20 protein-coding genes are annotated in these 25,560 nt (G+C 76.9%); 5 read left to right on the top strand and 15 right to left on the bottom strand.

Translation table 11 applies throughout. From position 1 onward, the window contains the following. Positions 1 to 98 precede the first annotated feature (98 nt). Positions 99 to 464 carry a nuclear transport factor 2 family protein gene (locus tag ACWDD9_RS42700; RefSeq protein WP_449814653.1) on the top strand — a complete coding sequence of 122 codons (366 nt, stop codon included), beginning with the start codon at positions 99 to 101 and terminating at the stop codon, positions 462 to 464. An 18-nt stretch (positions 465 to 482) separates the two neighbouring features. Here the strand turns inward: ACWDD9_RS42700 and ACWDD9_RS42695 are convergent, their stop codons facing one another. The 13 genes from ACWDD9_RS42695 to ACWDD9_RS42635 all read right to left on the bottom strand — a co-directional run bounded on the left by ACWDD9_RS42695 (position 483) and on the right by ACWDD9_RS42635 (position 18,824). Beyond that, positions 483 to 2,156: a thiopeptide-type bacteriocin biosynthesis protein gene (locus tag ACWDD9_RS42695; protein WP_449814652.1), complete on the bottom strand. Its 1,674-nt coding sequence runs from the start codon at positions 2,154 to 2,156 to the stop codon at positions 483 to 485. Positions 2,157 to 2,190: 34 nt separating this feature from the next. Further along, complete coding sequence (locus tag ACWDD9_RS42690; protein ID WP_449814651.1) at positions 2,191 to 4,065, bottom strand: TOMM precursor leader peptide-binding protein; 1,875 nt, start codon at positions 4,063 to 4,065, stop codon at positions 2,191 to 2,193. Then, complete coding sequence (locus ACWDD9_RS42685; RefSeq protein WP_449814650.1) at positions 4,062 to 5,735, bottom strand: hypothetical protein; 1,674 nt, start codon at positions 5,733 to 5,735, stop codon at positions 4,062 to 4,064. The genes ACWDD9_RS42690 and ACWDD9_RS42685 overlap by 4 nt, the downstream gene beginning before the upstream one ends. Then, complete coding sequence (locus ACWDD9_RS42680; protein ID WP_449814649.1) at positions 5,732 to 6,985, bottom strand: hypothetical protein; 1,254 nt, start codon at positions 6,983 to 6,985, stop codon at positions 5,732 to 5,734. The genes ACWDD9_RS42685 and ACWDD9_RS42680 overlap by 4 nt, the downstream gene beginning before the upstream one ends. After that, the gene (locus tag ACWDD9_RS42675) at positions 6,978 to 9,698 is read right to left on the bottom strand and encodes a lantibiotic dehydratase (RefSeq protein ID WP_449814648.1); all 2,721 of its coding nucleotides are present in this window, start codon (positions 9,696 to 9,698) and stop codon (positions 6,978 to 6,980) included. Before ACWDD9_RS42675 ends, ACWDD9_RS42680 begins: the two co-directional genes overlap by 8 nt. Before the next feature lie 223 nt (positions 9,699 to 9,921). Further along, positions 9,922 to 10,119, bottom strand: coding sequence for a thiazolylpeptide-type bacteriocin (locus tag ACWDD9_RS42670; RefSeq protein ID WP_449814647.1), 198 nt, complete (start codon positions 10,117 to 10,119; stop codon positions 9,922 to 9,924). Between the two features lie 580 nt (positions 10,120 to 10,699). Next, the gene (gene lanL / locus ACWDD9_RS42665; RefSeq protein WP_449814646.1) at positions 10,700 to 13,291 is read right to left on the bottom strand and encodes a class IV lanthionine synthetase LanL; all 2,592 of its coding nucleotides are present in this window, start codon (positions 13,289 to 13,291) and stop codon (positions 10,700 to 10,702) included. Positions 13,292 to 13,346: 55 nt separating this feature from the next. Beyond that, a complete protein-coding gene (locus ACWDD9_RS42660; RefSeq protein ID WP_198959379.1) occupies positions 13,347 to 13,514 on the bottom strand; it encodes an SflA family class IV lanthipeptide in 168 nt (55 codons plus the stop codon). Between the two features lie 177 nt (positions 13,515 to 13,691). Beyond that, positions 13,692 to 14,603, bottom strand: coding sequence for a squalene/phytoene synthase family protein (locus tag ACWDD9_RS42655; protein ID WP_449814645.1), 912 nt, complete (start codon positions 14,601 to 14,603; stop codon positions 13,692 to 13,694). Positions 14,604 to 14,740: 137 nt separating this feature from the next. Next, entirely contained in the window at positions 14,741 to 15,286 is a 546-nt protein-coding gene (locus ACWDD9_RS42650; RefSeq protein ID WP_449814644.1) for a hypothetical protein, read from the bottom strand. A gap of 133 nt (positions 15,287 to 15,419) precedes the next feature. Then, positions 15,420 to 16,658: a styrene monooxygenase/indole monooxygenase family protein gene (locus ACWDD9_RS42645; protein ID WP_117485561.1), complete on the bottom strand. Its 1,239-nt coding sequence runs from the start codon at positions 16,656 to 16,658 to the stop codon at positions 15,420 to 15,422. A 173-nt stretch (positions 16,659 to 16,831) separates the two neighbouring features. Continuing rightward, a complete protein-coding gene (locus tag ACWDD9_RS42640; RefSeq protein WP_387973762.1) occupies positions 16,832 to 17,482 on the bottom strand; it encodes a helix-turn-helix domain-containing protein in 651 nt (216 codons plus the stop codon). A gap of 169 nt (positions 17,483 to 17,651) precedes the next feature. Continuing rightward, a complete protein-coding gene (locus ACWDD9_RS42635; protein WP_074003114.1) occupies positions 17,652 to 18,824 on the bottom strand; it encodes an MFS transporter in 1,173 nt (390 codons plus the stop codon). A gap of 221 nt (positions 18,825 to 19,045) precedes the next feature. On the opposite strand from ACWDD9_RS42635, the gene ACWDD9_RS42630 reads away from it, so the two are divergent. Beyond that, entirely contained in the window at positions 19,046 to 20,410 is a 1,365-nt protein-coding gene (locus tag ACWDD9_RS42630; RefSeq protein WP_049657544.1) for an FAD-dependent oxidoreductase, read from the top strand. A 154-nt stretch (positions 20,411 to 20,564) separates the two neighbouring features. On the opposite strand, the gene ACWDD9_RS42625 is transcribed toward ACWDD9_RS42630, so the two are convergent. Further along, positions 20,565 to 21,182: a TetR-like C-terminal domain-containing protein gene (locus ACWDD9_RS42625; protein ID WP_375877640.1), complete on the bottom strand. Its 618-nt coding sequence runs from the start codon at positions 21,180 to 21,182 to the stop codon at positions 20,565 to 20,567. 329 nt (positions 21,183 to 21,511) lie between these two features. Between ACWDD9_RS42625 and ACWDD9_RS42620 the strand changes: the two genes are divergently transcribed. Beyond that, positions 21,512 to 21,727 carry a hypothetical protein gene (locus tag ACWDD9_RS42620; RefSeq protein ID WP_049657541.1) on the top strand — a complete coding sequence of 72 codons (216 nt, stop codon included), beginning with the start codon at positions 21,512 to 21,514 and terminating at the stop codon, positions 21,725 to 21,727. 104 nt (positions 21,728 to 21,831) lie between these two features. Here the strand turns inward: ACWDD9_RS42620 and ACWDD9_RS42615 are convergent, their stop codons facing one another. Continuing rightward, positions 21,832 to 23,889: a sensor histidine kinase gene (locus ACWDD9_RS42615; RefSeq protein WP_375877641.1), complete on the bottom strand. Its 2,058-nt coding sequence runs from the start codon at positions 23,887 to 23,889 to the stop codon at positions 21,832 to 21,834. Positions 23,890 to 24,193: 304 nt separating this feature from the next. Between ACWDD9_RS42615 and ACWDD9_RS42610 the strand changes: the two genes are divergently transcribed. Continuing rightward, positions 24,194 to 24,586, top strand: a complete 393-nt coding sequence (locus ACWDD9_RS42610; RefSeq protein ID WP_375877642.1) for a DUF302 domain-containing protein — start codon at positions 24,194 to 24,196, stop codon at positions 24,584 to 24,586. A gap of 10 nt (positions 24,587 to 24,596) precedes the next feature. Then, the gene (locus tag ACWDD9_RS42605) at positions 24,597 to 25,439 is read left to right on the top strand and encodes a universal stress protein (protein ID WP_375877643.1); all 843 of its coding nucleotides are present in this window, start codon (positions 24,597 to 24,599) and stop codon (positions 25,437 to 25,439) included. Positions 25,440 to 25,560: the final 121 nt, after the last annotated feature.

The following is a 25,560-nucleotide window of genomic DNA, read 5'->3' as shown; positions in this document are numbered from 1 at the left end:
ACGGACGCGGCAATGACATGACAGCCACACCCGGCATCCCTGGGTGCCCTGATCTTACGAATGACCAGAACGATCCCACGAAGAAAGGTATGGATCGCATGAACGGCACCCCCGCGAGCGTCGTCGAGGCGGCGTTCCGCTGCTACCGGTCGCAGGACCGCGAGGCGGCCCTGCCGCTGTACGCCGAGGACTTCACCTTCACCAGCCCCCAGGACGACCGCATCGACAAGGCCGCGTTCTTCGAGCGCTGCTTCCCCACCGCCCACCGGTTCACGGAGCAGCGGCTGCTGCGGGTGACGCCCGCCGACGAGGAACTCGTCTTCGCCTACTACGAGTACGAGCTGACCACGGGGGGCCGCTACCGCAACGTCGAGGCGATCACGGTCCGGGACGGGCTGATCCGGGACGTCCAGGTCTTCTTCGGCGGTCGGCAGCCGGCTCCGGGAACGCCCGCGACGCCGTGAACCGGCCGCTCCACCGGCCTACTTGATCGTCCGGGCGGTCCCCGGGCGGCCCAGGGGGAGGAGGTACTGGACGGGTTCGCCGAGGTCGTCGAGGGCGAGGAGTTCGTGGGCCAGGTCGTCCTGGAGGCCGCCGAGGGGGGTGGTGCCGAGGCCGAAGGCGGCGGCGGTCAGCAGGAGGTTCTGGGTCAGGTGGCCGGCTTCGAGGAGGCCGAGGCGCAGGGCGCGCAGGCCGTAGCGGCGGCGGAGGTGGGCGAGGTCGAGGTTGACGGCGAGGACGGCGGGGGCCCGGTCGATGCCGATGGCGTCCGGGTCGTCGGCCGGGCGGGAGAGGTAGGAGGAGAGGGCCTTGAGGTCGTCGAGGGCGGGGGCCGGGCCGATCGGGCGCAGGCTGCGGTGCTCGGGGAGGCACTGGTAGGTGCCGGCGGGCAGACCGTCCACCGCGAGGGCGAGCAGGCGCAGCCGTACGGTGTGCAGGGCGCCCGCGCTGGGGTACGGGCGGTGGCCGGTGTCGGGGTTGGCGGCGCAGGCGGACCAGAGCAGTCCGCCGAGGGTGCCGGCGGTGAGCGGGCCGGTCAGCGGGCCGCGGGTGGAGTGGCGGGTGCGCAGGGCGTCGGCGAGGGTGACGGGCGGCAGCGGGTCGGCGGGCAGCGGGAGGTCGCCGGGGCGGGGGCGCGGGGCCGGGTGGTGCGGCAGGTCGCGCAGGGCGGTGTCCTCGGGGCGGCCGATCTGGAACTTGCTGCGCTCCAGGTACTGGTGGTCCGGGGCGTGGTGGTCGGCGGGGAAGAAGGTGAACGGCTGCCCGGTCTCCAGCAGCGTGCGGGCGGCGAGGCGGCAGACCGCCCGCTCCTCGTCGGGGCCGACGCCGAGCCGGTTGAACAGCATGTGCAGCTGGGAGGCCCAGATCCAGGAGAGGCGCTCCTCGGTGGAGACGGAGGCGTCGGCGTCAGCTGAGGCGGGGACGGCGGCCCGCATCCGGGCGGCGGCCTCGGCGACCCGCGCCGCCCAGTCGGCCAGCCAGGGTGCGGCCGTGCCGGCGTCCAGCGCCGTGCGCAGGGCCCGGGCCCGGTGGGCCAGCGCGGTGCGCTGCCGGGCGAACACGGTGTTGACCCGGACGTGCACGGCGGCCCCGGGCAGCGGCCGGAACTCGGTGACCCAGCGCCAGGAGGCGGCGTGGCGGCGCAGCCAGCGGGAGGCGGCGAGTTCGTCGAGGCCGAGGGCGTGGGCGGTGGTGTGGGCGAGGTCGAGGGCGAGCGGCAGCCGGTCCCCCGGGGCCGCGCGGAGGGCGTCCAGGGCGGCGAGGGCGGTGCGGGTGGAGTGGGTGAACACCTCCTCGGCGATCGGCAGCAGGGCCGCGCCGCCGTAGCGCTCGGTCTCGGGCTGGTACGGGACCTCCGTGACCTCGCCGTGTCCGCCCGCGAAGGGGCCCTCGGGCGGGGTGCGGCGGGCAGCGCGGCGGGTGAGCTCGGCGGCGAGGTCGGTCAGGTGCGCGGGCGCCGGGCCCGGGCCGCGGAGGCGGATGCGCAGGTGGGGGCCGCCCTCGCCGTAGCGGATGAAGAACCAGTCGGTGCCGGCGAGCCCGGCCATCAGCGGGGCGAGGTCCTCGGTGAGGAAGGCGTCGGCCTCGGGGGCGGTCAGCGGCAGCGCGAGGTGCAGGCTGTGCCAGCGGGCGGCGGGCGGCGCTTGGGTGGTCATCGCGGTCCTTCCGGGCGGCTACGGGGACAGGCGGCTACGGGAACGGGTGCGGGTGGAGCGGGAGTTCGTCGTGCCGCAGGGGCGCCGGGGCGCGGCCGAGGCGGTACGGGACGTCCAGGAGGCGGGGCAGGCCGCGGGTGCGGCGGTTGGCGTGGCCGAAGGTCATCGGCAGGGTGCCGGGGACGACGACCTTGGCGCAGTGCAGGCCCAGCCGGTCGCGGGCGCCGGGTTCGTCCTGGGTGACCGCCAGGACCTCCAGGCCCTCCCCCGCCAGCCGGGCGACGGTCCGCTCCAGCAGCGCGGTGAGGTCGCCGACCGGTGCGGGGGCGCCGGGCCACCGCTCGGTCCAGGGCACCGGGGGCGGGCCGGCGAAGAGGAAGTCGAGGCGGGGCTGCGCCTCGGGCAGGGCGTTGAGGCCGACGTGGTCGTCCAGGGTGACGACCAGGTCGGGGCGGTCCAGCATCGGCCGCAGCCGCCGCGGGTCGCGCGGCCCGCCCGGGGCGGTGGCGCGGTGCGGCGCCTCCTGGACGTTGGTGACCACCTCGGCGACGGCGGAGCGGATCGCCGCCAGGGGGTCGTGGTGGGCTCCGGCGGCGAGGAAGGTGCGCGGGGCGTCGGGGTGGTCGCCGCGGTGGCGGCAGAGGGCGAGCACGGCGGGGATACCGAGGTCGTTGGTGGCGTCGAGCAGGGTGAGCCGGTAGCCGAACAGGCGGGCGCGGTCGGCGAGTTCGGCGATCCGCGGGTCCTCGGTGGGGACGGCGACGCCGGGCAGCGGGGTGCGGGCGTACCAGGCCATCAGGAAGGCGTCGCGCTCGGCGACCTCGAACAGGCCGTAGAGCGCGGCCTCCTGGGGGCTGTTGCCGAGTCCGCAGCCGTTCGAGGACTCGTAGACCACCCGGGGGCGGTCGCGCCCGGGCACGTCCCAGTAGGCGACGTGCTCCGGGACGGCGACCGGGCGCCGGTGGGTGAGCGACCAGCCGTGCACCCAGTCGAGTACCAGCTCGGGGGTGTACGGGACGGTGGCCACGGCGGGGTGCCCCGGCGGGGCGTCGTCGGGCAGGCCGAGCCGGGCCGGGTCGAGGACGGCCCCGGGCCCGTGCTCGGCGGCCAGGTCGGCGTACGAGGCCCGCAGGGCGGTGCGGCGCCCGAGCGGCCGCATGCCCGCGTACCGCTCCACCGCCTCGAACAGCGCGACGCGTTCGCTGGCGCGGAAGTCCGCCGCCCGCCCGTAGCCGCCGTCGTCCAGCGCCCGGCCGTCCGTCACCCAGGCGGTGGTGAGGGCGAAGGCCGAGTCCTCGGTGCGGAACAGCCGGCGGACCGGGCCGAACCGCTCGTCGTACAGTTCGGCCCTCAACTGCCCCGCTTCCGTACGGTCGTTGGGGCCGCGCAGGACGGCCGGGTCGGGCAGCGGGCGAGGGGTGGCGGGCAGCCGGGCGGCCTCGGGGGTGTCGGCGGGCAGCGGGTGGCAGACCTCGCAGCCGCCGACCGGGCGGACCCGGTGGGTGGACCAGGTGGCCCGGCCGCCGTGCACCACGTGGACGGTGGCGACGGAATCGGCGCTCTCGGCGGCCAGGTCGGCGGCGAGGGCGGTCACCGCCTCGGCGAAGGCCGGGGTGCCGGTGCCGCCGAGCGCCAGGGCCGGGCTCTGCCAGGGCACCCGGCCGCCGGCGGTGGCGAGCCGCTGGACCTCGGTGCAGCTCAGGCAGGCGGGCGCCCCGGGGTGGAGGACCGGCCCGACCACCGTCAGCGCGCCGTCCTCGCGCACCGGCACCAGGCGTACGGGGTGTGCCAGGGCGTGGCGGCTGAGCCGCTCGGCCAGGCCGAGGGTCCACTCGGCGAGGTGGACGACGGCGGTGCCGCCAGTGGCGGCCAGGGCCTCGGCCGGGGTGAGCACCGGCAGCCCGTTCATGGGCGGCCCTCCCCGGTGACGAGGGCGGTGAACCCGCAGCCGTCCAGGGCCGCGGCGAACGGGCGGGCCCCGGGGGTGGCGGGCTGCCAGCGGGTCGTCCGCAGGCCGGTGAGTCGGACCAGGGCGGCGTGCAGGTCCGGTTCCCGGTCGGCGACGTCGGCGAGCCAGTGGTCGGCCCAGCCGGGGTCCGCCCAGGCGGCCGGGGTGCGTCCGGCGGCGGCGAGCGGGGCGGCGGCGCCGGAGAGGGCGGCGTGGTGGGCGGCGGCGAGGCCGCCGTCCCGGGCCAGCAGGCGGGTGAGGGCGGCGAGGGCGGCGTGGGCGACCGCGTCGGCGGGGGTCGCCTCGACCGCCCTGGCCCCCTCTGCCTGCGCCAGGTACGCCTGCTCAGAGGCCAGTTGACGCATCGTCATATCCGGTGCGCGGCCGAGCCGGCGGGCCAGGGCTCCGTACCAGTGCCCGGCCTGCGGGTGCTCCCGCCAGGCGGACTCCGGCACCGGGCGGTCGCCCCGGAGCGGCCGCCCGAGGACGGCCCAGCGCAGGGCCCGGCCGAGCGCGTGGGACGGGTCGACGCCGACCACCGGCACGGCTCCCCCGCCCACCGCCGCCAGGTGCAGTTCGACGGACCGGCAGGCGGCGGCCAGCCGGGCGAGGTCCGTCCGCACCGCACCGGCCGCCAGCGGGCCGGACGGGGTGCCGCAGGAGACCAGGGCCACGGGCAGCTGCGGGAGCTCGCCCGGGGACGGCGCGTCCAGCACGCCCAGCCGGGCGTCCCCGAGGGCGTCCACCCGGCGCAGCGCCTCGGCGAGGTCCCCGGGCGGCGCGGCGACGGCCCCGGGGCCCGCCGCCCACGGGTGGTAGTCGGCGCGCGGCGGGCGGGCCTCGGCGATCAGGACGGCGGGACGCCCAGCGAGCAGCCGCGGGTCCTCAGCCGGCTCGCCCGGGTCCGGCAGGCCGGCGACGGCGCAGAGCAGCCGCTGGGCACCGGCGGCGGCGAGCAGCGCGAGGAGCACCGGCGGGGGCTCGGCGCCGGAAGCGGTGGCGGCGCCGGGGCCCAGCCGGGCCGCGAGCGCCGTCGCGTCCGCCCGGACCCGGGCCGGATCGGCGGGCTCGGTGACGAAGCCGCCGTCCGCGCCGCACTGCACCGCGACCGCCACCGCACGGCCCGACGGACCGTCCGCCGCGGCCACCACCCGGCCGGGCGGCAGTCCGGGCTCGGCGACCACCGCCGGGGCCGCCGTCCCGCCCCGGGCGAGGGCGCGCGCCACCGCGCGGGCCGACGGGCCGTCCGGGTCGGCGGCCGCCACCACCGGACGGGCGGCCGCCAGGGCCGCCGCCGCGCCGCCGGGATCGTCCGCCACCGAGCCGGGCCAGGGCGGCAGGCGCTCCCCGTCCGGGTGGTCCACGAGCAGGCCGTGCTCGCGCAGCCGGGCGGTGACGGTGGCCAGCGCGGCCGCCACCTTCGGCTCGACGGCGGCGTCGGCTGCCGCGCCGGCGGCCTCCGCGTCCGGCCCGAGCCGGGCGGCGAGCACCTGCCACAGCGCCGGGAGCGCCCGGCTGCCCTCCAGGGTGAGGCTGGTGTCGCGGCCGCGCAGGTGCAGCCCCTCGCGCAGCGGGGTCACCGCCACCCCGGGGCGCAGCCGGGGCCGGTGGGTCTCCGGTTCGGCCGTCATGCCGCCCCCTCCAAGCGCGTCCGGTCCATGCCCGCCCCCTCCATGTACGTCCCGTCCGTGCGCGTCCCGTCCGTGCCCGCCTGGCCGGTCCCGGCCCCGGCCCCCGCCGCCTCCGGGGCGCCGAGGAGCGCCTGCCAGCGGTGCCCGGTCAGCTCGGGCACACTGCGCACCAGCAGGTGGGCGGCGAGGTAGCGCTCCAGCGGGCGGACGTCGCAGATGGCGAGCAGCCGGTACAGGCCGTTGGTGCCGGTCCGGTTGATCAGGTAGTCCGGGCGGTGCCACATCGCGCCGTCGGGGTCGCTGCGGTGCAGCAGCCGGTGGAACTCGCTGTAGCGGGTGCGCAGTTCGGCGTTCCAGCGTTCGGCGGTGGCCCGGTCGCCGAGGGCCTCGGCGCGCTCCCGGTACGCGGCGTGGCGGCCGCCGAGGTCGGCTCCGGCCGCCAGCCGCCGCTCGGCGAGGCTCCAGGCGCTCGCCGACCAGTGCGCCCAGTCCCGCTCCCAGTCGCGCGCCCCGCCTTCGGTGATCCGGCCCACCAGCGCCGTGACCGCCCGGCCGGTGCGCTCCCAGCGGCGCTCGAAGCCGACCCGCAGGCTGCCGTCCGGGTCCTCGTGGACCAGGAAGTCCTCCAGGTGCGAGAGCACCGAGTAGTGCGCGCCGACCAGCCCGTCCGGGTGCGCGGTGGCGTGCGCGGCGAGCGCCGTCACCACCAGCTGCACCCGCGCCTGCGGTGTGTCGCCGTGCGCGCCGAGGAAGCGGCAGCCCGAGTCCAGGGCGGGCAGGCCGGTCCGTAGCAACTCCTCGCGCAGCTCGGCGGATTCGGCGCCGATCAGGGACCGCAGGGCGTGTTCGGCGGACCGGTCGACGGGCGCCGCGGCGACGGTGTTGTCCGGCACCAGCGGCCCGTACGGCGGTGCGACCAGCTCGGCCCGTCCGGCGGCGGCGGCCTCGGCGAGCAGCTGCTCGTCCGAGCGGTCGGCGACGGAGGGGTGGGCGGCCGCCCACGCCCGCAGCGCCTCTGCGGACCGCCGCGCCGCCCCGGACACCCGCGCCTCGGGGCCGCGCAGCCGCAGCCGCAGGTGCGGACCGAACCGCCAGTGCCGCTCGACGTGGGCGGCCAGCCCCTCGGCCGTCGCCCGCCGGGCCAGCGGCAGGACGGCTTCGCGCAGCGCGCGGGCCTTGTCGGGCCGGTAGTGGTACAGGACCACGTCCCAGGCGGTCACGGCCCCCTGGCCGTCGGCCGGGTCACTCATCGGGCGCCTCCTCGGCGATGGCGGTACGGGCGGTCCGGACGGCTCGGGCGGTACAGGCGGAAGCGCGGGCAGCGGCCCCCGCCGCGCTGCCCCGGCCGGGCCGGTAGGTCTCCACCACGAGTTCCACGGCTCGGGTAGGCTCCCGCTGCCCCGCGATGCCCGGCAGGGCCTCCTCCAGCACCGCGCCGCGCGGGTGCCGGGTGAGCCACTTGGCGAGGTGGCGCAGGTGCAGCGGGTTGCCGAGGTCGACGGGCTGCGGCTTGGGGGCGCGCAGGTGGGCGACGAAGGCGTCGGCGGGTGTGCCCGTGCCGTCGGCGGTGGCCGGTGCGGGGTGGAGGAAGAGCTGTTCGGGCAGGCCGAGCCGGGCCCGCCAGCGGGCGACGGTCGCGGCCGGGACCCCGTCGGGGCCCGGGTCGGCGGCGAGTTCGGCCCGCAGGGCGTCGAGCACCCCGGCCGGTAGCTGCCAGCGGCGGCGGGCGAGGACGACGTGCCGGTGGCGCAGCCGCGGGGTGCGCAGCACGCTGCCGCCGGGCGCGGCCAGGGTGGTGCGCGGCAGCAGCGGGCGGAAGTCGACGACCCCGTTGGGGTGGTCGGCGAGCAGTGGGCCGAGCCGCCGGGGCAGCATGACCGGCGCGAGGAAGCCCAGGTAGAGGACGTCGAGCAGTTCGCCGGTGCCGCGCAGCCGCAGCCGGAGCTGGTCGTCGGCCGGGTCGTGGACGAGGTCGAGGTCGGCCTCGGCGAGGCCGGTCCACCGCCGGTCGGGGCCGATCTCGTCGGCGAGCAGCCGGGGGTGGAGGTTGGCGTTGAAGCCGCCGACCGGCCGGACCTGGGCGGCGCGGGCGCCGGCGCCGAGCCCGGAGCGGAGCTGCCGGGCGACCTCGGCGGCGGCCCGCGGGGGCAGGCCGTCGAGGAACCGGCTGGTGAAGCGCCCCCAGCCGCCGTAGACGTGGTTGACGCACACCAGGCCGTCCACGGGGTCGCGTTGGAGGAACCAGGAGTAGCTGAGCGGCCGGGCCGCGGTCCAGTGGGGCAGCCGCGCGGCCAGGGCGCGGACCCGCTCGGCGGGGAGCACGAGTTCGCCGTCCAGCTCCGGGAGGTGGGCGAACTCCTGTCGCAGCAGGGCCAGTTCGTCCGGCAGGCCGGTATCCGCCCAGGCGTCCGCCGCGTCGGCGCCGAAGTCCCAGGGCGCGTCGCACACCCCGCCGACGCCGTAGCGGGCGACGAAGCGGTCCCGGGCGGCTCGGCGCATCAGGTGGCCGTGGTCGAACAGCTCGGCGAGCGCGGTGAGTTCGGCGAGCACCGTACGGTCGGCCGCGCTCAGTCGGGGGCACGGCGCGGCCGGCGTGTGGACGTCCTCACTGAGGACGCTGAGCGGCGCGGCCTCGTCCGGCACCGGCCGTCCGGCGTCGGCCAGCAGTCGCCGCCAGTGGTCGGCGAGGGAGGCCAGCAGGGCGGGGCGGTGCTCGCCCGGGGTCGCCACCAACGAGCCTGTTGCCAGGTCGAGTCGGTCGAGCCGTTCGGCCAGTGCGGCGTCCTCCGGCCACTGCCGCAGCCAGTCGGCCAGGCTGCGGAGCGGCCGCCGGTCCTGCGGGTCGACCGGCTCGGCGGGCACCAGCAGCCGGGCCGTCAGGAGCCGGCCCACGAACCGGTGCGCGGCCGGGTCGTCGCCGGGGCGGCCGAGGGCCTCGGCGAGCCGGGCGGCGAGCCGGTCCGGCGGGTCCGGGGTGGCCGCGAGCGAGGCGAGCAGGGCCAGTTCGGGCCGGGCCGCGAGCTCGACCTCCTCCTCCCGGGTGACGAGGTAGCGCCCGCCCGCGAACAGCGTCTCGGCGCGGGCGTAGCGGGCGCGGCCGTCGGCGACCCGGGCGGCGCTGGTCATCCGGTGCGGCAGCGTACGGCTGCGGCGGGGGTCGTCGAGCAGGGCCTGGACGAGCGCGGCGACCAGCGCCCGGTTCTCCCGGACGACCGCGCGCGGGCCGTCCGCCGCCTCCTCCGCCTCCGCGTCCTCCGCCGTCACGTCGGAGGTCCAGCCGACGGCGGTGAACCAGGACAGCGGGCTGGTCTTGGCGGTGGCCCGCAGGGCGTGCCGCAGGACGGCCGCCTCCTCCTTCCGGGCCCGGCCGCGCGGCTCCCCGGTCGCGCCCGCCGTGTGGGCCACCGCGCGCAGCAGGTCGGCGCTGGTGAGGGCGACGGCCTGGGTGAAGGCCGGCTCCCGGCAGATGCCCGCGAGGGAGGCCCGTTCGGCGGCCAGGGCGGGCGGGACGGCATCGGCGAGCGCGGCCAGCAGCCGGGCCCGCAGCCGTCGCAGCTCCAGCCACTCGGCGAGTCGGGGGACGCGGCGCGGCAGGTCGCCGAGCCGGTCGAGCAGCGCCGCCCGCGGCGGGCGCCCGTTGTGCAGGTCGCGGCGGAGCGGCAGCACGACGCGGCGGTGGAACTCCTCGTCGTGCCCGGCCCGGCTGGCGTACAGGTCGTCGCAGAGGGCCGGCCGCAGGGCTTCGGCCGCGGCCTCGGCGGCGGTGAGGCCGCCCAGCAGCGCCCGGGCAGCCGCCGAGTCGGCGGACTGGGCGGGCCGGGCGAGGACGGTGGAGCGCACCAGGGCGTGGCGCGCGGTGTACGCGGCCGGGGCCGGTGCGGGTGCGTTCACGGGCGAGGGCGAGGGCGCGGGCGAGGGCGAGGGCACGCGGGCGTCCCGGGGCAGGGCGGTTCGGTTGGGCATGGCGGTTCCCTCCGACGGGGCCTGGCGGCGCGTCTCGTGGGACTGGTCGGACGGGCCGCGGCGTCGACGTCGCGGGCCCGGCCGGGATCCGCACGGCACGCCCTGGGTACGCGGGACGAACCCGACGCGTCCGGGTGGACGCGCCGGGTTCCGTCCTGATGCGCTGGCACCGGCCCCGGAAGGCCTGGCCGGCAGGCCCGGCGTACAACCGGACCCTGGGACGTCAGGCGGTCGGCACGTCCGGCAGCTGCGGCTGCGCGCAGGAGGACGAGCCCTGGCAGGAGCAGGAGCCCCAGGACGCGCCGTTCTCCGGCAGCGCGACGGTGTCGCGCAGCGAGGTGACGGTCAGCTCGCTGAGGTCGAGGTCCTGAAGGTCGAGGCCCTCGGTGGCAGCGATACGGGACGTGGTGGTGTCGGACATGGCGAACTCCCTCGGATGGGCAGGCGGGCCGGTCGGACCGGAAGGTGTGCCTGCGAGCGGGTGCTGCGGAATGTGCCGGGTCCCCCGTGGGTGCGCCGCACTCGGGCCGCTCGGGCCCGGGCTTCGCGCCGCCCGAGAACGAATCTAGGCACCTGGCGGCGCCCGGCGGTACGGCCGACCGGCACCTTGGCCGGGAGCCCGTACCCCGTCGGCTCAAGACCGGTCCGGCTCAAGCGGCACTCCAGCGGACCCCCACGGGCCCCCGACCACGGCCCGACCCGGCCGCGACCGGCGCCGGATCCGCGCGCCGCCCGTCCGTCCTGTTTCCGGTCCGCAAATTCGTCGGCGGGGCTCGCCGGGGAGGACCGGCCGTGCGACGACACGGGTGGGAACAACGGCCCTCGGCACGATCGACACCCGTGGTCGGGGTGTGCTTGAACGCAACCCGGCCCAGGACGTCCTGCGGGGCTTCTCGACCGGTCCCAGATCCCGCGTCGAGCAGCACCCGTTCAACGGCATGCGGAAGCCCGGCCGGGGGCGGGACGTGGGCCTGCCTTCGGACTCGCGCCCCCGGGGCCGCTCAGTACAGCGGCAGCAGCCCCGGGACCGGGCCGCCCCGCCGGGCCAGGCGGCGCAGGAAGGTGGTGACGCCGGGGGTGCCGACCGCCCAGGCCCGGGCCTCCGTGTCCGGTCGGCGGCCGGGCAGCAGCGGCCGGTTCGGCGTGCCGCCCGCCCGGGTGAGGATCAGCTCCGCCACCTCCTGGGCGGCGGCCCAGTGCCGGGCCTCGCCGGTGGCCACCGCGAGGTCGACGCAGAGGTCGCCGACGCCCGCGAGCCCGCAGCAGCGGAAGACCTGCGCGGTCCTCGGGGCGAGCGTCCGGCAGGTGTCGGCGGCGTCGGCGGCCAGCGCCGTCAGCGCGTCGTCGCCGTACTGCCGGCCGGCCTGGACCAGGAGGGTGCCGAGCCCGGCCAGCCCCCGGCACCAGGAGAGGTAGCGGCGGGTCGCCCCGGGTGCGCGGGCGGCGGCGATGATGCCGGGGAGGTCGGCCGCGAGGCCGTCCACGATCTCCCGGGCGGTGCGCCGGGACGCCTCGTCGGGCATCGCGAGCAGGAAGTGGGCGACGCCCGCGCGGCCGTGCGCGAAGCCCTCCGCGAGGGCGGCGGTGCCGGGGTTGGGCTCCTCCCCGAGGTCGTCCAGCGGACGGCCGACCAGTTCGGCGGCGCAGTCGGCCGCCGCCACCCGGTGCGCTCCCGTCTCCGGGCCGAGCCCGGCGAGCCCGGCGAGCAGCAGGTGCCCGGTGCCGATCCCGGCCGTCCCCGCGATCTGGTCGACGCCCGTGCCCTCGTACCGGCGGGCCGCCGGGGGCTGGGTGCCCAGCGCGGCGGCCGCCTCGGCGAGGAACAGGTCGACGCCCGTACGGCCCTGGTGGAGCGAGCCGTCCAGGTGGCCGAGGGCCGGGTGGGAGGCCGTCCAGACGGCCAGGTCGGCGGCGGCGGAGCGGGCGTCCGGGCGGTCCGGGTGCTGGAGCAGTTCGAGGCCGAGGCCGGCGGCGCCGTCGTACAGCGAGAGCAGGGTCCGGGGCCGCTCGGCGCCCGGGTCGGCGGCGAGCAGCTCGCGGGCCATCCGGACGCAGGTGGTGACGGTGTGGTCGAGCGCGCCGTCCAGGACGCTCCGCCGGGTCTCCGCGTTCCACCGGGCACGGCGGGCCCGCCGGGCCGGCACCGTCCCCTCGCGCAGGCGGGCCGCCGTGGCCGCACGCCGCTCCGGGTCGAAGCTCAGCAGGCCCTCGACGAGTTCCGCCGCCGGGTGCCCGGGCTCCGGGAGGGCGGCGCGCAGGCAGGCCAGGGTACGGTCGCGGTTGGTCGCCGGGTCGGGGTCGATCACCACCGGGTCGAGGCCGGTGAGGGCGTGGTGCAGGGTGGCGCCCAGGGCGTAGTGGTCCTCGGTGGAATCCTCCCCGGTGGCGCCGGGCAGGCCGTACCCGGCGGTGGCGCCCGGCGGGCGGTCGCCGTCGAGGGCGCTCACGCCGAAGTCGACCAGCGCGGGCCGGCCGTCCCGGTCGAGCACGACGTTCGCGGGCTTGAGGTCGCAGACCACCACGCCGCGCGCGTGCACCGCGTCCAGCACCCGCAGCAACGCGCGCGCCAGCGTCCACCAGTCCCGCCCGCCCGCGCTGTCCGCAGAATCCGCGCCGCCCGCGTCTCCCGCCTCGGCGCCGTACGGGCCGGCGGTGAGCACCTCGCGGCGCAGGTCGGTCCGCCCGCAGGCGGTGCTGACCAGGTACTCGTCGGTGCCGTGTCGGAAGTAGTCGACCAGCGCGGGCACTCCGGGGACCCCGGCCAGCGCGTCGAGCACCCGGCGCTCGTGCCGCAGCCGGCCGCGCGCGTCGACACCCGCGCCGTCCTCGGCGACGAAGGCCCGGGCCTGCTTGACCACCACCTCGCGCCCGGTGGCGAGGTGGACCGCGCGGTAGACGTGGCCGCTCGGCGCGCGGGTGATGCCGGCGGTGATCCGGTAGCGGCCGTCGCCGACCCGGGTGGTCGCCGGGCGGGCGGGGGCGCCGGGCGCCTCGAACGGGTCGCTCGCCCAGGGCGGTCGGCGATAGCGGGCCTCGGCCAGGCCGGGGAACAGCGCGCCGTCCGGGCCGGCCATGCCGGCCTGGGCCTCGTCGTCGGTGACCCGGAACGGGCCGTAGCGGTAGTGCACCGGGGCGTCCGGCCGGACCCGGCGGTCGCTGACCACCGCGGGGCCTTCCCGGCCGGCCAGCGCCTGTGCCAACTCCAGCCCCAGGGCGCGGACTTCCTCGGGCCGGGGGTAGACCGTGACGGCCTTGCCCACGGCGGCGGCGCCGTGCCGGCCGCTGTTGAGCTCCCACAGCGCGGCCGTGCTCACCGCGAACTTCACGTCGCAGACCCGGCCGAGCAGGATCGGGAGCGCCGTGTCCAGCAGCGCTTCGAAGCCGTCCGGGCGGGCGGAGAGGTGCAGCTTCCAGCCGTGGGCGAGCTCCGGCATGCGCGGGTCCCGGAGGTACCACCACTGGCCGTCGGTGCGCAGCGGGCGGTGCGGGCCGGGCGCGCGGGCGGCCAACTGCTCGGCCCTGCCGCCCAGTTGCTCCCGCAGTGCGTCCCGGTGCGCGGCCTCGGCGGAGCCGGGGTCGGGCGGTGCGTTCATGGTTCCGTCCTCCCCCGGTCCGCCGTGGTCCGCCGTTCCTTCGGATCCGGGTGGATCAGGCGTTGAACTCACAGGGGAAGCGGGTCGGGACGTAGGTCACCCACGGCTCGCCCAGGCAGGCGGCGGGCGCGAGGTCGGCGTCGAACTCGTCCTCGAAGACGATGGCGTCCTCGTCGATCTCCAGCGGGCCAGCGTCGCGGATGTCGGTCAGCAGGGCACTCATGGGGGTCCTCCCAATCATTCAGGTGGTTGGGTCCTGCGTGCTGAGCGGGCTCATGCTAGCCAGGCCACCCGACCCGGGACAGGGAGCTGACGGACCCGCCGGATCGACTACGACAAAGGGAGGTTCCGTTTGTGGACGCCGGCTCCCGCCCGCGCCCACCGGGACGACACGAGCCGGTCAGCCGCGCAGGCGCCGGGCCCGGAGGTACTCGCGGGCCAGCAGGCGCAGCGCGGCGGGCTTCGCCGGGCCCGCCGAACGGCGCAGCAGGGCGCCGAGGTCGGCGCGGGCGGCGGCGCTGGTGAGCTCCTCCACGCCGACGATGCAGCGGACCATCGGGCGGTGGGCGGGCGGCACCCGGTCGATCACGGCCCGGCCCTCGGCGAGGCTGCGGTCGGCCCGGTCCAGCAGGGCGGCGAGCAGAGCCCGTACGGCGGGCAGGTCGCGGGCCTGTTCCAGGTCGGCGCGGGTGACGCCGTGCTCCCGGAGGGTCTGCTCGGGGATGGTCAGCCGGCCCTCGGCGAGGTCCTCGGCGAGGTCGTTGACGAAGTCAAGCCGCTGGCTGCCGTCGATGAAGGTGCGGCAGGCGGCGCGGTAGTCGCCCTGGTCCCCGTCCGGACCGAGCAGGGCGGCGACCACCATGAAGCCGGGCAGCGAGTACCCGTCGATGTAGGCCTGGTGGTCCTCCTCGGTGGCGAACCCCGTGAAGTCCAGGTCGGCCCCGGTCGCGGCGAGGAAGTCCAGCACCCGGTCCCGCAGCACGGGGTGGGCGGCGACGCTGTTCAGCAGGGGGCGCAGCTCGGGGTCGTCGGTGCGGCCCGCGGCGAGGCTGTCGGTGACCTGCCGCTGCCAGCGGGCAGAGGCCGCCCGGCGTTCGGCGAGCGGGCCGCTGTCGAGCAGGGTGTCGGTGCGGTGCATGAAGGCGGCGGCGGCGATCACGTGCGGGACCGTCCGGGCGGGCAGCAGCAGGTCGGCGGCGAGCGCGACCTCCCGCTTGTACCGGGCGACCTGTTCCCGCTGCCGGCCGTAGTCGGCCCGCAGCCCGGCCTCCCGCACCCCGGCCGCGTCCAGCGCCCGCTCCCACCTGCCCACTCGGTCCACCCCATCGTTTGTTCGACGGGGGTCGAGCGTAGCCGGTGGGAGCGGGAGGACCTATTCGGGCTCCCGGGACCGTGCGGTCCCGGACCGCGGCCCCCGCGGCGCCGGACCGCAGGGCCCCGCGGCGCCGGTCAGCGCTGGCGGATCGCGGAGAACCCGCAGGCCGGGGTGCAGAGGGTGACGATGCCGCTGTAGCGGTGGGTGGTACGGCCCCGGGTGACGCTGTGCACGGTGTGCTTCTCGCGCAGGTTGAGCTCCCGGCAGCGCGGGCAGGCGGCACCGACCGGCTGGCCCCACGGGCGGTTCGGGTTGAGCTTGGCGATCGAGACGACCATCAGCACGGCGGCCACGCCCGCGCCGCCGAAGCCGACCACCCGCCACACGCCGTTCCCGGACTCCCGACGGTCGATCATCTCGTCGTACGAGTAGGTGCCCCCGCCGCCGCGGCTGGACCATATCCGGCACTCGCTGTGCCGGGTCATGGTCTTGCCGTCGCAGGTCGGCGGGGTGTTCGGGTCCGCCTTGCCGACCGCCAGGGCCAGGAAGAAGCCGAGTGCGATCAGCAGGCCGAACAGGACCACGGCGACGGTCCGGCTGCGCCCGGTGTGCAGCCGTTTGCGCTCGTTGTACGCCGTATCGATCACTGCCTGGGCCATGTTGCCCCCGTCGACCGCCACTGGCTCTCCTCCTGGTGTCCGCTTCGCCCGCCCGGCCCGTGGTACCGGGCCGGAGGCGCCCCTCGGGTGGGGGCGAGAAGAACCCACCACGAAGGGCGTTTGCTTGTACGGAACTTGGGAAGAACTTGACCTTTCAGTCCTCCGCCGCGACCGAGGCCAGGTAGGCCTCCGCCCTGGCCGGGTCGAAGTACCACTCCTCCAGGTCCGCCGGGTCGTCGAAGGCGTTGGCGAACCGGTGGGCCACGGCGGGCAGCGAACCCCCCGCCCCGAGGATCCGGAGGACGTGCGGGGGCGGCGGGGCGAGCAGCTCGTTGCTCCAGGTGGTGGAGGGGGCGGCGGTTCGCCAGAACCCGTCGAAGGCCGCCTGCTGGAAGGCCCGGTCGAAGGGCCTGTCGCCGTGGGCGAGGATCGCCTCCAGGTAGCCGGCGGCGCACTTGGCGGCGTTGTTGGAGCCCTGGCCCGCGATCGGGTCGTTGAGGACGACCACGTCCGCGACACCCAGCACCGTGCCACCGCCGGGCAGTTCGCCGATCGGACGGCGCACCCCCGGGGCGAAGCGCCCGGCCAGCGTCGCTCCGGCGTCGGTGAGTTCGACGCCGGCGCGGGTGCGGTCGTACTCCCAAGGCGTGAAGGCCTTCATCAACTCCAGCGTCACCCGCAGGTGTTCGGCGGGATCGCGGATCCCGTCGAAGGCGTCCGCCGGGCCGCCGGGAATCGCCTCCCAGACCATGGCGTCGCACGGGCCGGCCTCGGTCAGCGCCGGCACCAGGAAGAGCTCGCCGACACCCGGCACCAGGTTGCAGCGCACCGCCGGGTAGTCGTGCTCGGGGCGCGGACCGAGCCCGTGCACATAGCTGGCCGCCAGCGCCCGCTGCGGCCGCTCGTACGGGGAGCGCTCGTGGTCGCGCTCGAACAGCGAGGCCAGCGCGCCCTTTCCGGAGGCGACCAGCACCAGGTCGTACGAGCCGACCAGGTTCTGCAGGTCTGCCGCGGTCACCTGGCGCAGCTCCACCCGGCCGCCGCGCTCCGCGAACAGCTCCAGCCAGGTGGACATCTTCAGCCGCTGGTCGACGGACTGCGCGTAGGCGTCCAGCCGCCCGACCCAGTCGACCGCCCGCTCCGCCTCCGGCCCGGCGACCGACACCCCGAGGCCCTCGATCCGGGGCGCCCGATCGGCCCACAGGTCCAGGCCGAGGGCCCGCTCGGTGCGCAGCGCGGAGTCGAACATGCACTGGCTGGACATCACCCGACCGCCGCGCACCTCCTCCGGGCCGCGGTCGGTCAGCACGGTCACGTCGTAGCCGTGCGCCTGTAGCCCCAGGGCCAGTTGGAGTCCGGCCTGCCCTGCGCCGACGATCAGAACTCTGCGCATCGCCCCTGCTCTCCTGGTGGTACGTCCCGGACGGCGGCCCGGACGGACCGGCCGTCTCCGGCCTGCTTACCAGTCATCGGGGCCGCCCGTCCACGGGCCGTACCGACGCTTGTTCCCGCCCCTTGCCGACGCTCGTCCACGGCCCGTCGCGGCACCCGCGTCCTCGGCCCGCCTCACCCCGTGACCAGCCGCCGGCCGCTGACCTCCTCCGGGCGGATCCGCACCCAGCGCGGCCGCGCCCCGCCCGCCCAGGGGGCCGCGCCGGGCAGCCCGGCCAGCCGGTCGAGCTCGGCGGGGTCGTCCACGTAGTGCGCCGGGCCGAGGGCGAGCACGCTCCAGCCGCGCCCGAGGTACTCGTCGATGTGGTCGACCTGGAAGGAGACCGCGGCCCCCTCGACCGGGGCGGCGGCGTCGTGCTCGCCGGTGCGGTAGGCGAAGGAGCCCTGGTCCACCACGTAGTTGACCGGCAGCACCACCGGCCCCGGCTCGACCGGCAGGGCGATCCGGCCGATGCCGTGGCCGCCGACCAGCTGCCAGCACTCCGGCTCGGTGAGGTCGAGCAGCCGGGGGCGCGGGCCGGGGCCGCCCTGGCCGGGCGCGGCGTCGGCACGGCCGGACCGCAGCTCGCCCGGGGTGGTGTCGAGGGCGGCGGCGATCCGGACGAAGCCCGCCGGGTCGAAGCCGGGCCCCGCCTCCAGCAGGCACCGCAGGTAGCGGGGGGCCATCGCGGCCCGGTTGGCCAGGGCCTCCTCGCTGAGGCCCAGCTGCTCGCGCCGTTCGGCGATCCGATGGGCGACGGCGGCGGGGTCGGGGGTGTCGTTCACGGTGGTGACTCCTCGGCTGGCCGGGGGCCGTCTGGCCGCGTCCGGGCGTTGACCAGGGCGGATCCATCCAAGCGCCCGGCCCCCGGCAAGTCGAGCAACGGCCCGGCCCCGTGCGTGTCGGTCCGCGCCCCCGGACCGCCGGCTCCTCAGGACTGCTGTCCGGGACCGGCTAGCCCTTGGTCCTCCGGTCGCGCCAGGCCGGGGCGAGCGCGGCGAGCATCACCGCCGCGGTGAGCACGAACGCCCACGGGTAGCCCGTCGCGCCCGCGACCGCGCCGAAGGCGACGGCGCCGACGCCCATGCCGCCGTCGAAGGCGACGTTCCACAGCGCCGTCACGGTGCCGTACCCGGCGGGCGGCACCCGGGCGTACATCAGCGTCAGCGTCGCGTTCTGCGCGACGCCGAAGCCCGCGCCGAACACCGTGGCCCCGGCCACCACGGCGACCGGGCTGCCCGTCGAGGCCAGCAGCAGCACCCCGCCGGCGCAGACCAGCAGGGCGGGCAGCACCAGCCCGGACGCGCCCCGGCGGTCCCCGTACCGCCCGGCCAGCCAGCGGGTCGCCGTCGCGGCCGCGGGCTGGACCAGCAGCGCCGCCGCGACGGCGGCGGCGGACGGCACGGCGAGCGGCAGGAAGGTGACCAGGATCCCGGCCGCCAGCGCCGTCGCGCCGAACACCACGGCCGGGCGCAGCAGCGCGCCGCTGCGCAGCCCCTCCCGCAGGCCCACCGTCGGCCCGTCGGCCCGGGTGCGGTCCGGCAGCGCCGGGACGGAGACGACGGCGGCCAGCGGCGCCGCCGCACCGATCGCGAACACCCAGCCCCAGCCGACGTGCTGGGCCAGCCAGACACCGAGCGGCTGACCGGCCAGGGCGGTCAGCCCGGAGACCAGCCCGACCAGGGCGAGCCCCTCGCCGCGCCGTTCGGCCGGGATCAGCGCGGCGGTCAGCGCCCCGCCCGCGACCAGCGCGACGGCGAAGCCGAGCCCGCGCAGCAGGCAGACCGCGACCACGGCCGCCATGCCGCCGGTCCAGGCGAGCGCCAGGGTGGGCGCGCCCAGCAGCACCAGCCCGGCCGCCAGCGCCCAGCGGTGGCCGAACCTCGCGGTCAGCGACGGGGTGGCGAGCTCGCCGACCACGGTGGCGAACATCAGCGCGCCGGTGGCCAGACCCGCCGCGTGCTCGCCGCCGCCGGACTCCTGGGCGTACAACGGGACGGCGGAGAGCAGCAGGTTGAACCCGGTGGTGCAGCCGAAGAGGGAGACGAGGCGCACCAGCAGCGCCCACGTCACCAGCGGCGGCCGGGCGCGGCCGGAGCCCGCCGCGGAGGCGGTGGTGGTGGTCACCCGGCGACGCTACCGGCCCGCACGGGCCGCCGGTAGGCCCCGCCGAAGCCGCCGGGACACCGCCGGGACGCCGTCGGAGCCCCGGTCGGACCCGCGCCGAGGCCATAGGCCAGTCCTATGACCTCATAGATCATCACCACCTACTTCCCAGGTCATCCGTAGGGTTTGCTACAAAGGTTCAGACCACGTTTGCATCGCGCCCGACCGGAGGACCACTCGTCATGCCCCGCCCGATCCGAGTCGCGATCGTCGGAGCCGGCCCCGCCGGCATCTACGCCGCGGATGCCCTGCTGAAGTCCGACGCCGCCCAGGACCCCGGTGTCTCCATCGACCTGTTCGAGCGGATGCCCGCCCCGTTCGGTCTGATCCGCTACGGGGTCGCCCCCGACCACCCGCGTATCAAGGGCATCGTCACCGCCCTGCACCAGGTGCTCGACAAGCCCCAGGTCCGGCTGTTCGGCAACGTCGACTACCCGAACGACCTCGCCCTGGACGACCTGCACCGCTTCTACGACGCCGTGGTCTTCTCCACCGGCGCGATGGCCGACCGCGCCCTGGACATACCCGGCATCCACCTCGACGGCTCCTACGGCGCGGCCGACTTCGTCTCCTGGTACGACGGCCACCCGGACGTGCCCCGGACCTGGCCGCTGGAGGCCGAGAAGGTCGCCGTGCTCGGCGTCGGCAACGTCGCCCTGGACGTCGCCCGGGTCCTCGCCAAGACCGCCGACGAGCTGCTGCCCACCGAGATCCCGCCGAACGTCTACGAGGGCCTGCGGCGTAACCGGGCCGTCGAGGTGCACGTTTTCGGCCGCCGCGGCCCCGCCCAGGCCAAGTTCAGCCCGATGGAACTGCGTGAGCTGGACCACTCCCCCACCATCGAGGTGATCGTCGCCCCCGAGGACATCGAGTACGACGACGGCTCGATCGCCGAGCGCCGCGCGGTCAAGCACGTCGACCTGGTCGCCTCGACGCTGGAGAACTGGGCGATCCGCGACGTCGGCGACCGCCCGCACCGGGTGTACCTGCACTTCTTCGAGTCCCCGGTCGAGGTGCTCGGCGAGGACGGCAAGGTGGTCGGCCTGCGCACCGAGCGCACCGAGCTGGACGGCACCGGCAACGTGCGCGGCACCGGCGCCTTCACCGACTGGGACGTCCAGTCGGTCTACCGCGCGGTCGGCTACTACTCCGACGAGCTGCCCAAGCTGCCCTTCGACCCGGCCTCGGGCACCGTCCCGCACCAGGCCGGACGGGTCCTGGACGGCGACGGCTCGCACCGCACCGCCACGTACGTCACCGGCTGGATCAAGCGCGGCCCGGTCGGCCTGATCGGCCACACCAAGGGCGACGCCAACGAGACCGTCGCCTGCCTGCTGGACGACCACGCGGCCGACCGCCTGCCCGGCGCCGTCGAGCCGGAGCCGGCGGCCGTCGAGGAGCACCTGCGCGCGCAGGGCGTCCGCTTCACCACCTGGGACGGCTGGAAGCTGCTGGACGCCCACGAGCGCGCGCTCGGCGAGGCCGAGCAGCGCGAGCGGGTCAAGGTCGTCGAGCGCGAGTCCATGCTCCGCCACAGCGGGGCCTGAGCCGCGGCGGGCCCGGGCGCCTGAGCCCGGGCCTGGCGCGGACCGCCACCGCCGCCGCCGAATCCCACGGGAATTCCGTCCGGAACACAGGAACACGCCCGTGGGATTCCGCCGGCGGCGCGCGGATTTCCCGGCGTACCCGGGAGCACCCCCGTCAGGGGCGGACGATCGGCAGCAGCAGCTCGTCCACGATCTCCGCCGGATCGAGCTGCGTCGCCTCCCCGCCGCACATCTTGATCCGGTACAGCATCAGCGCCGGCACCAGGTCGGTGACCAGCGGGGTGACCGCCCCGGGGCGGACCTCGCCGCGCGTGGTGCCGCGGTCCAGCACCTCGGCGAGCAGCGCCGTCGTCGGCTCGACCACCCGCTCCAGCACGATCTCCACGAAGGCGTGCGCCCGCTGGTGGTCGAGCTCGTTCATGATGGCCCGCACCGCGGCGCCCAGCTCGCTGACCATCGCCGCCCGCAGCCGGGTCACCACCTCCAGCAGGTCCCCGCGCAGGCTGCCGGTGTCGGGGGCCGGGCCGGAGGGCGGCAGGCTGGCCCGCAGCGCGTCCATGACCAGCTCCTCCTTGGAGGACCAGCGGCGGTAGAGCGCGGCCTTGCCGGTCTGGGCGGCGGCGGCCACCCCCTCCATGGTGAGCCGGGCGTAGCCGTCGGTGGTGAGCTGTTGGAGGACCGCCTCGTAGATGGCGCTCTCCAGCGCCTCGCCGCGCCGCCGCAGCGGGGCGCCCGTCACCGGTCCGTGTCCGGTATCCGTCTCAGCGGTCATGGTTGCGCACCTTCTTCAATCGCCTTTCCTCGATCCCCGTCGCTCCCCGCATTCGCCCGCGGATCTCCAGGAAATCCCTGGTCGGCCGCGCGCACGGTGAAGCATTTCGTATATCACGGACATCGCGGGGGGCCACTGTCGATGTTAGTGAACGAACCCGTTCCCGCCGACGCCGCATAACAGAATTTCGATCATGCGTTCGATCCGATGGAGTTCCCGCACGTCGGGACCGGGACAGGACCGTGGCCTCATGCGGCTGGGGCGGGACGGGCGGTGGCATGGGGGTGCGGGTTGAAGCGGACCGCCTGCGGAACCCCGTGGAGGACCCCATGACCGACAGAACGGCCAACACCGCGCTGATGGCCGCCGGCGTCGCCGCGGTCTTCGCCGCGGTGAGCATCGCCGCCGCCCTCCGGGCGTGCAAGTGCCCGGTCCGGGGCGGCGAGAGCGCCTCGGAGACGGGACGGAGCCACCGTCCCGGCCCCGGCAGCAGCTCTTCCCCCGGCAGCCACCCCCACGGCTGCACTCCCCCCAACTGCCACTGACCCCCTCGTCCTCCCCTTCCTCGGAAGCACCGATCCCGCCCCCGGCCGTCACCCGTCGCGCCGGGGGCCTCTTCGTTGGCCCCGGGCCGGGAAGGACCAGCCCCTCAGCCGCTCGCGGGCCTGCGCGGGAGCACCGCGTGCACCCGGGTGCCGCGCCGCAGGGCGTCCACGGTGCAGCTGCCGCCGATCTCCGCGGCCCGCTCCGACATCGACTGCAGCCCCACCCCCGGGTGCACCGGGAGCCCGTGGTCCGGGCCCCGCCCGTCGTCCTCGACCTCGAGTTCCAGGTGCCCGGCGTCCACCCGCACGGACACCGTGGCGCTGCTCGCCCGGGCGTGGCGCACCACGTTGTTGAGCGCCTCCGCGGTGATCCGGTAGACCGCGACCTCGACGGCGGCGGGCAGCGCCGGCAGCGGGTCGGGCTCCAGCCGGGTGGCGACGGCGAGGTCCGGGCCGCTGAAGGTCTCGGCGAGCCGGCCGAGCGCACTGGACAGGCCGTAGTCGCCCAGCGCCGTGGGCCCGAGCCGGTCGGTGATCCGCCGGACCTCCCGGACCGCCGTGGCGAGGTCGTCCGCGACCCGGTCCAGCACGCCGGAGAAGAGCGCCGGGTCGTCCACCGCGGCGGCGGCCTGGAGGCGCAGCCGCAGCCCGGCCAGCAGCGGGCCGAGGCCGTCGTGGATGTCCCGGCGCAGCTGGCGCCGCTCCTCCTCGCGGGCGGCGACGATCCGCTCGCGGCTGGCCCGCAGGTCCGCCATCAGCTGGAGCGAGGCGACGGCGGGCGCGGCCTGGTCGGCGAGCGAGCGCAGGATGTCACGGTCGCTGTCGTCGAGCGCCCGCTGCCCCGGGCGCGGGGCGACGGCGAGCCGTCCGATCCGCTCCCCGCGGTGCACCAGCGGGAAGCCCTCGCCGCCGCCGGTGAGCTCCCCGACGGCCGCCAGCGACCGTTCGCCGCTCCGCGTGGAGACGGTCAACTCCACGCCGGGGAGCAGCAGTTCCTCACTGACGGTGCGGCACAGCACGGCCGGCACCTCCTGCGGGTCGACGGTCTGGCTGACCCTCCCGGCGAGGCTGCGCAACACCTGGTACGGCTGGGCGCGCGAGCCGTAGTACCAGCGGTCGACGACGCCGGAGGCCCAGCGCACGCCCCGGGGCAGGCCGGTCGCGAGCAGGAAGACCGCGGCGACCACCACCAGCGCCCCGAGACCGGTCCCGGGCATCAGCATGGTGGAGAGCAGGCAGGCCACCACCACGAAGGCCACGGCCAGCCCGGCGGCCACCAGCAGGCCGGTCAGCACCCGCCGGGCGGCCCGGTCGAGCCGCCAGGACCCGTCCCGGACCACCACGGCGGCCAGGGTGAGCGTCCACAGCGCCGAGGTGACCGCGAACGCGGTGTACGCGGCCGTGCCCTGGTCGAAGTAGTAGCCGAGTTCGGCCCCGCCCCACAGCAGGTACACCCCGAGGCCGATCAGGACGTTCTGCCGGCGCCGCCGGGACGCCCCGCGGATCCGCGCGAGCGGGACGAGCACCACCAGGACGGTCAGCGCGACGTACACGACGAGCTGGGTGTCGAGCATCCGGTCGTTGAAGCCCTGCAGCAGGTGCGCGAGGCCGCTGCCCGCGAACGGGTTGGGCCGGCCGAACACGGTCGGCTCGGAGACGTAGTAGCTCGCCGGGGGCAGCCGCCACAGCGCCACGGCGCCGATCGCGAACCACCACCGCCTGCTCGGCAGCGTCCCGAACGGCAGCCACAGCGGCAGCGCGTGCCACAGGGCTCCGCTGACGGTGTCGCACAGCGAGGACAGCACCACCACCGCCCCGACCATGCGCGGGTCGCCCCCCTCGACCCAGATCGGGGCCTCGGCCGCGACCGGGAGGATCGTCGCCGCCCCGTACACGAGCAGCACCCAGCCGAGCTGGCTCCCCGGCCGGTGGGCGTGCAGCAGTACTCCACCGGCGACGGCGGCGAGGCCGTACCCGAGCACCGCCAGGTCGTGGGTGGGCACCGAGACCCCGGGCGCGCCGAGGTGGCTCAGCACGTACCCGACCCACAGCCCGCCGGCCACCACGCAGACGAGCGCGCACAGCCCGGCCGCGGCCAGTTGTCGCTCCGCAGGACCGGACCGAGGCCGCCACCAGGCTCTTCGCACGCTCTCCGCAGCCATGAGTCCGCCCCTTCGTCGTCGGGCTCCCGCATATCCCTGAAGTCTGCTCCACCCGTTGTCCCGGGTGCATGAGGCAGCGGCCCCCCGCCGGCCCCCGTGACAGCCGGAGGGCCTCGGCGGCGTCCGCCTGACGGACCGTGCGCGGGCCCGGCGGTCCTGCCGACCCGCGCCGCCACCGCACGGCGGTCCTCGCCGTGCGTCACCACCGGCACCGCCGCGGCTCGGCCCCGGGAGGCGGCGGGCGCGGCGCCCGCCGATACTGGGGCCGCGACCTCCCAGGCCACCCGACACCCCCGGAGGAACCATGGACTACGGTCTCGGCGTACGGCTCGACCGGCCGTTCGCACAGGCGGTGGAGGCGGTCACCGCCGCGCTCAAGGAGCAGGGCTTCGGCGTCCTGACCACCATCGACGTCCGGACGACGCTGCGCGAGAAGATCGGCGCGGAGGTCGAGGACTACCTGATCCTCGGCGCCTGCAACCCCGCCCTCGCCCACCGCGCGCTCCAGGCCGACCGCCGGATCGGGCTGCTGCTGCCCTGCAACGTGGTGGTCCGGACGGACGGCGACGCCACGGTGGTGGAGGCCGTCGACCCGCAGACGATGGTCGCCCTGGCCGGGTCCGGGGGCGGGCTGGGCGAGGTCGCGGACGAGGCGGCGCGGCGGCTGAACGCCGCCCTGGACACGCTGCGCGGATGAGGAGCAGACCATGACCGCACCCGTCGTCGCCGGATTCGACGGCTCGCCCGAGAGCCTCGCCGCCACCGAGTGGGCCGCCCGGGAGGCGCGGCGCCGCGGCTGCCCGCTGGACCTCCTGGAGGCCTGGCCCTGGCCGCACCGGGACGTGGTCGGCAGCGAGGAGACGTACCGCGACGCCCTGGACCGGCTGGAGCTGCGGGCGCGGGAGCTGCGCCCGCTGGCCGGCGACGGGCCGGTCACCTCGGCGATCGTCCCGACCGACCCGGCCGAGGCGCTGGAGGCCGTCGGCACGTCGGCCGCCCTGCTCGTCCTGGGCTCGCGCGGGCTGGGCGCGGTGCGCGGCTTCCTGGTCGGCTCGGTGAGCCAGGAGGTGCTGCGCCGGGCGGGCTGCCCGGTGGTGCTGGTCCGGGCCGAGGCGGAGGAGTCGGAGGGCCCGGTGCTGGTGGGCCTGGACCTCGCCCATCCGATGGACGACGTGCTGGCCTTCGCCTTCGACGCGGCCGCCCGGCGCCGGGCGCCGCTGCGGGTGGTGCACGTCTGGTCGCCGCCGGTCTCCAGCCAGTACACGGCACTCGAGGCCGTCGGCGGGCTGGGCGAACTCGCCTCCGTCGACCGGGCCCGGTTCGCCGAGCAGGTGACCCCCTGGCGGGAGCGCCACCCCGAGGTGGCGGTGACCGCCGACCTGATCCAGGGAAGCGCCTCCGTCGCCCTGGTGGACGCGGCGGCCGGAGCCCGGCTGCTCGTCGTCGGCCGCCGCGTCCGCCGCACCCTCCTCGGCGCCCACCTCGGCCCGGTCGCGCACGCCGCGATCCACCACGTCCGGTGCCCGGTCGCCCTCGTCCCGCACGGCTGACCGGGGCGGTGCCCGCCGGCGGCGGGGCCGGGAACGGCGCGGGCCGGCGCACCCGTCGTCGGTCGGGCAGCGGCCAGCGGCTGTCCGTCAGCACCAGCGCAGGCTCGGCGTCCGCCAGGAT

The sequence above is a fragment of the Kitasatospora sp. NPDC001119 genome (assembly GCF_053598475.1).
This window is presented reverse-complemented; position numbering and strand designations above follow the sequence as displayed.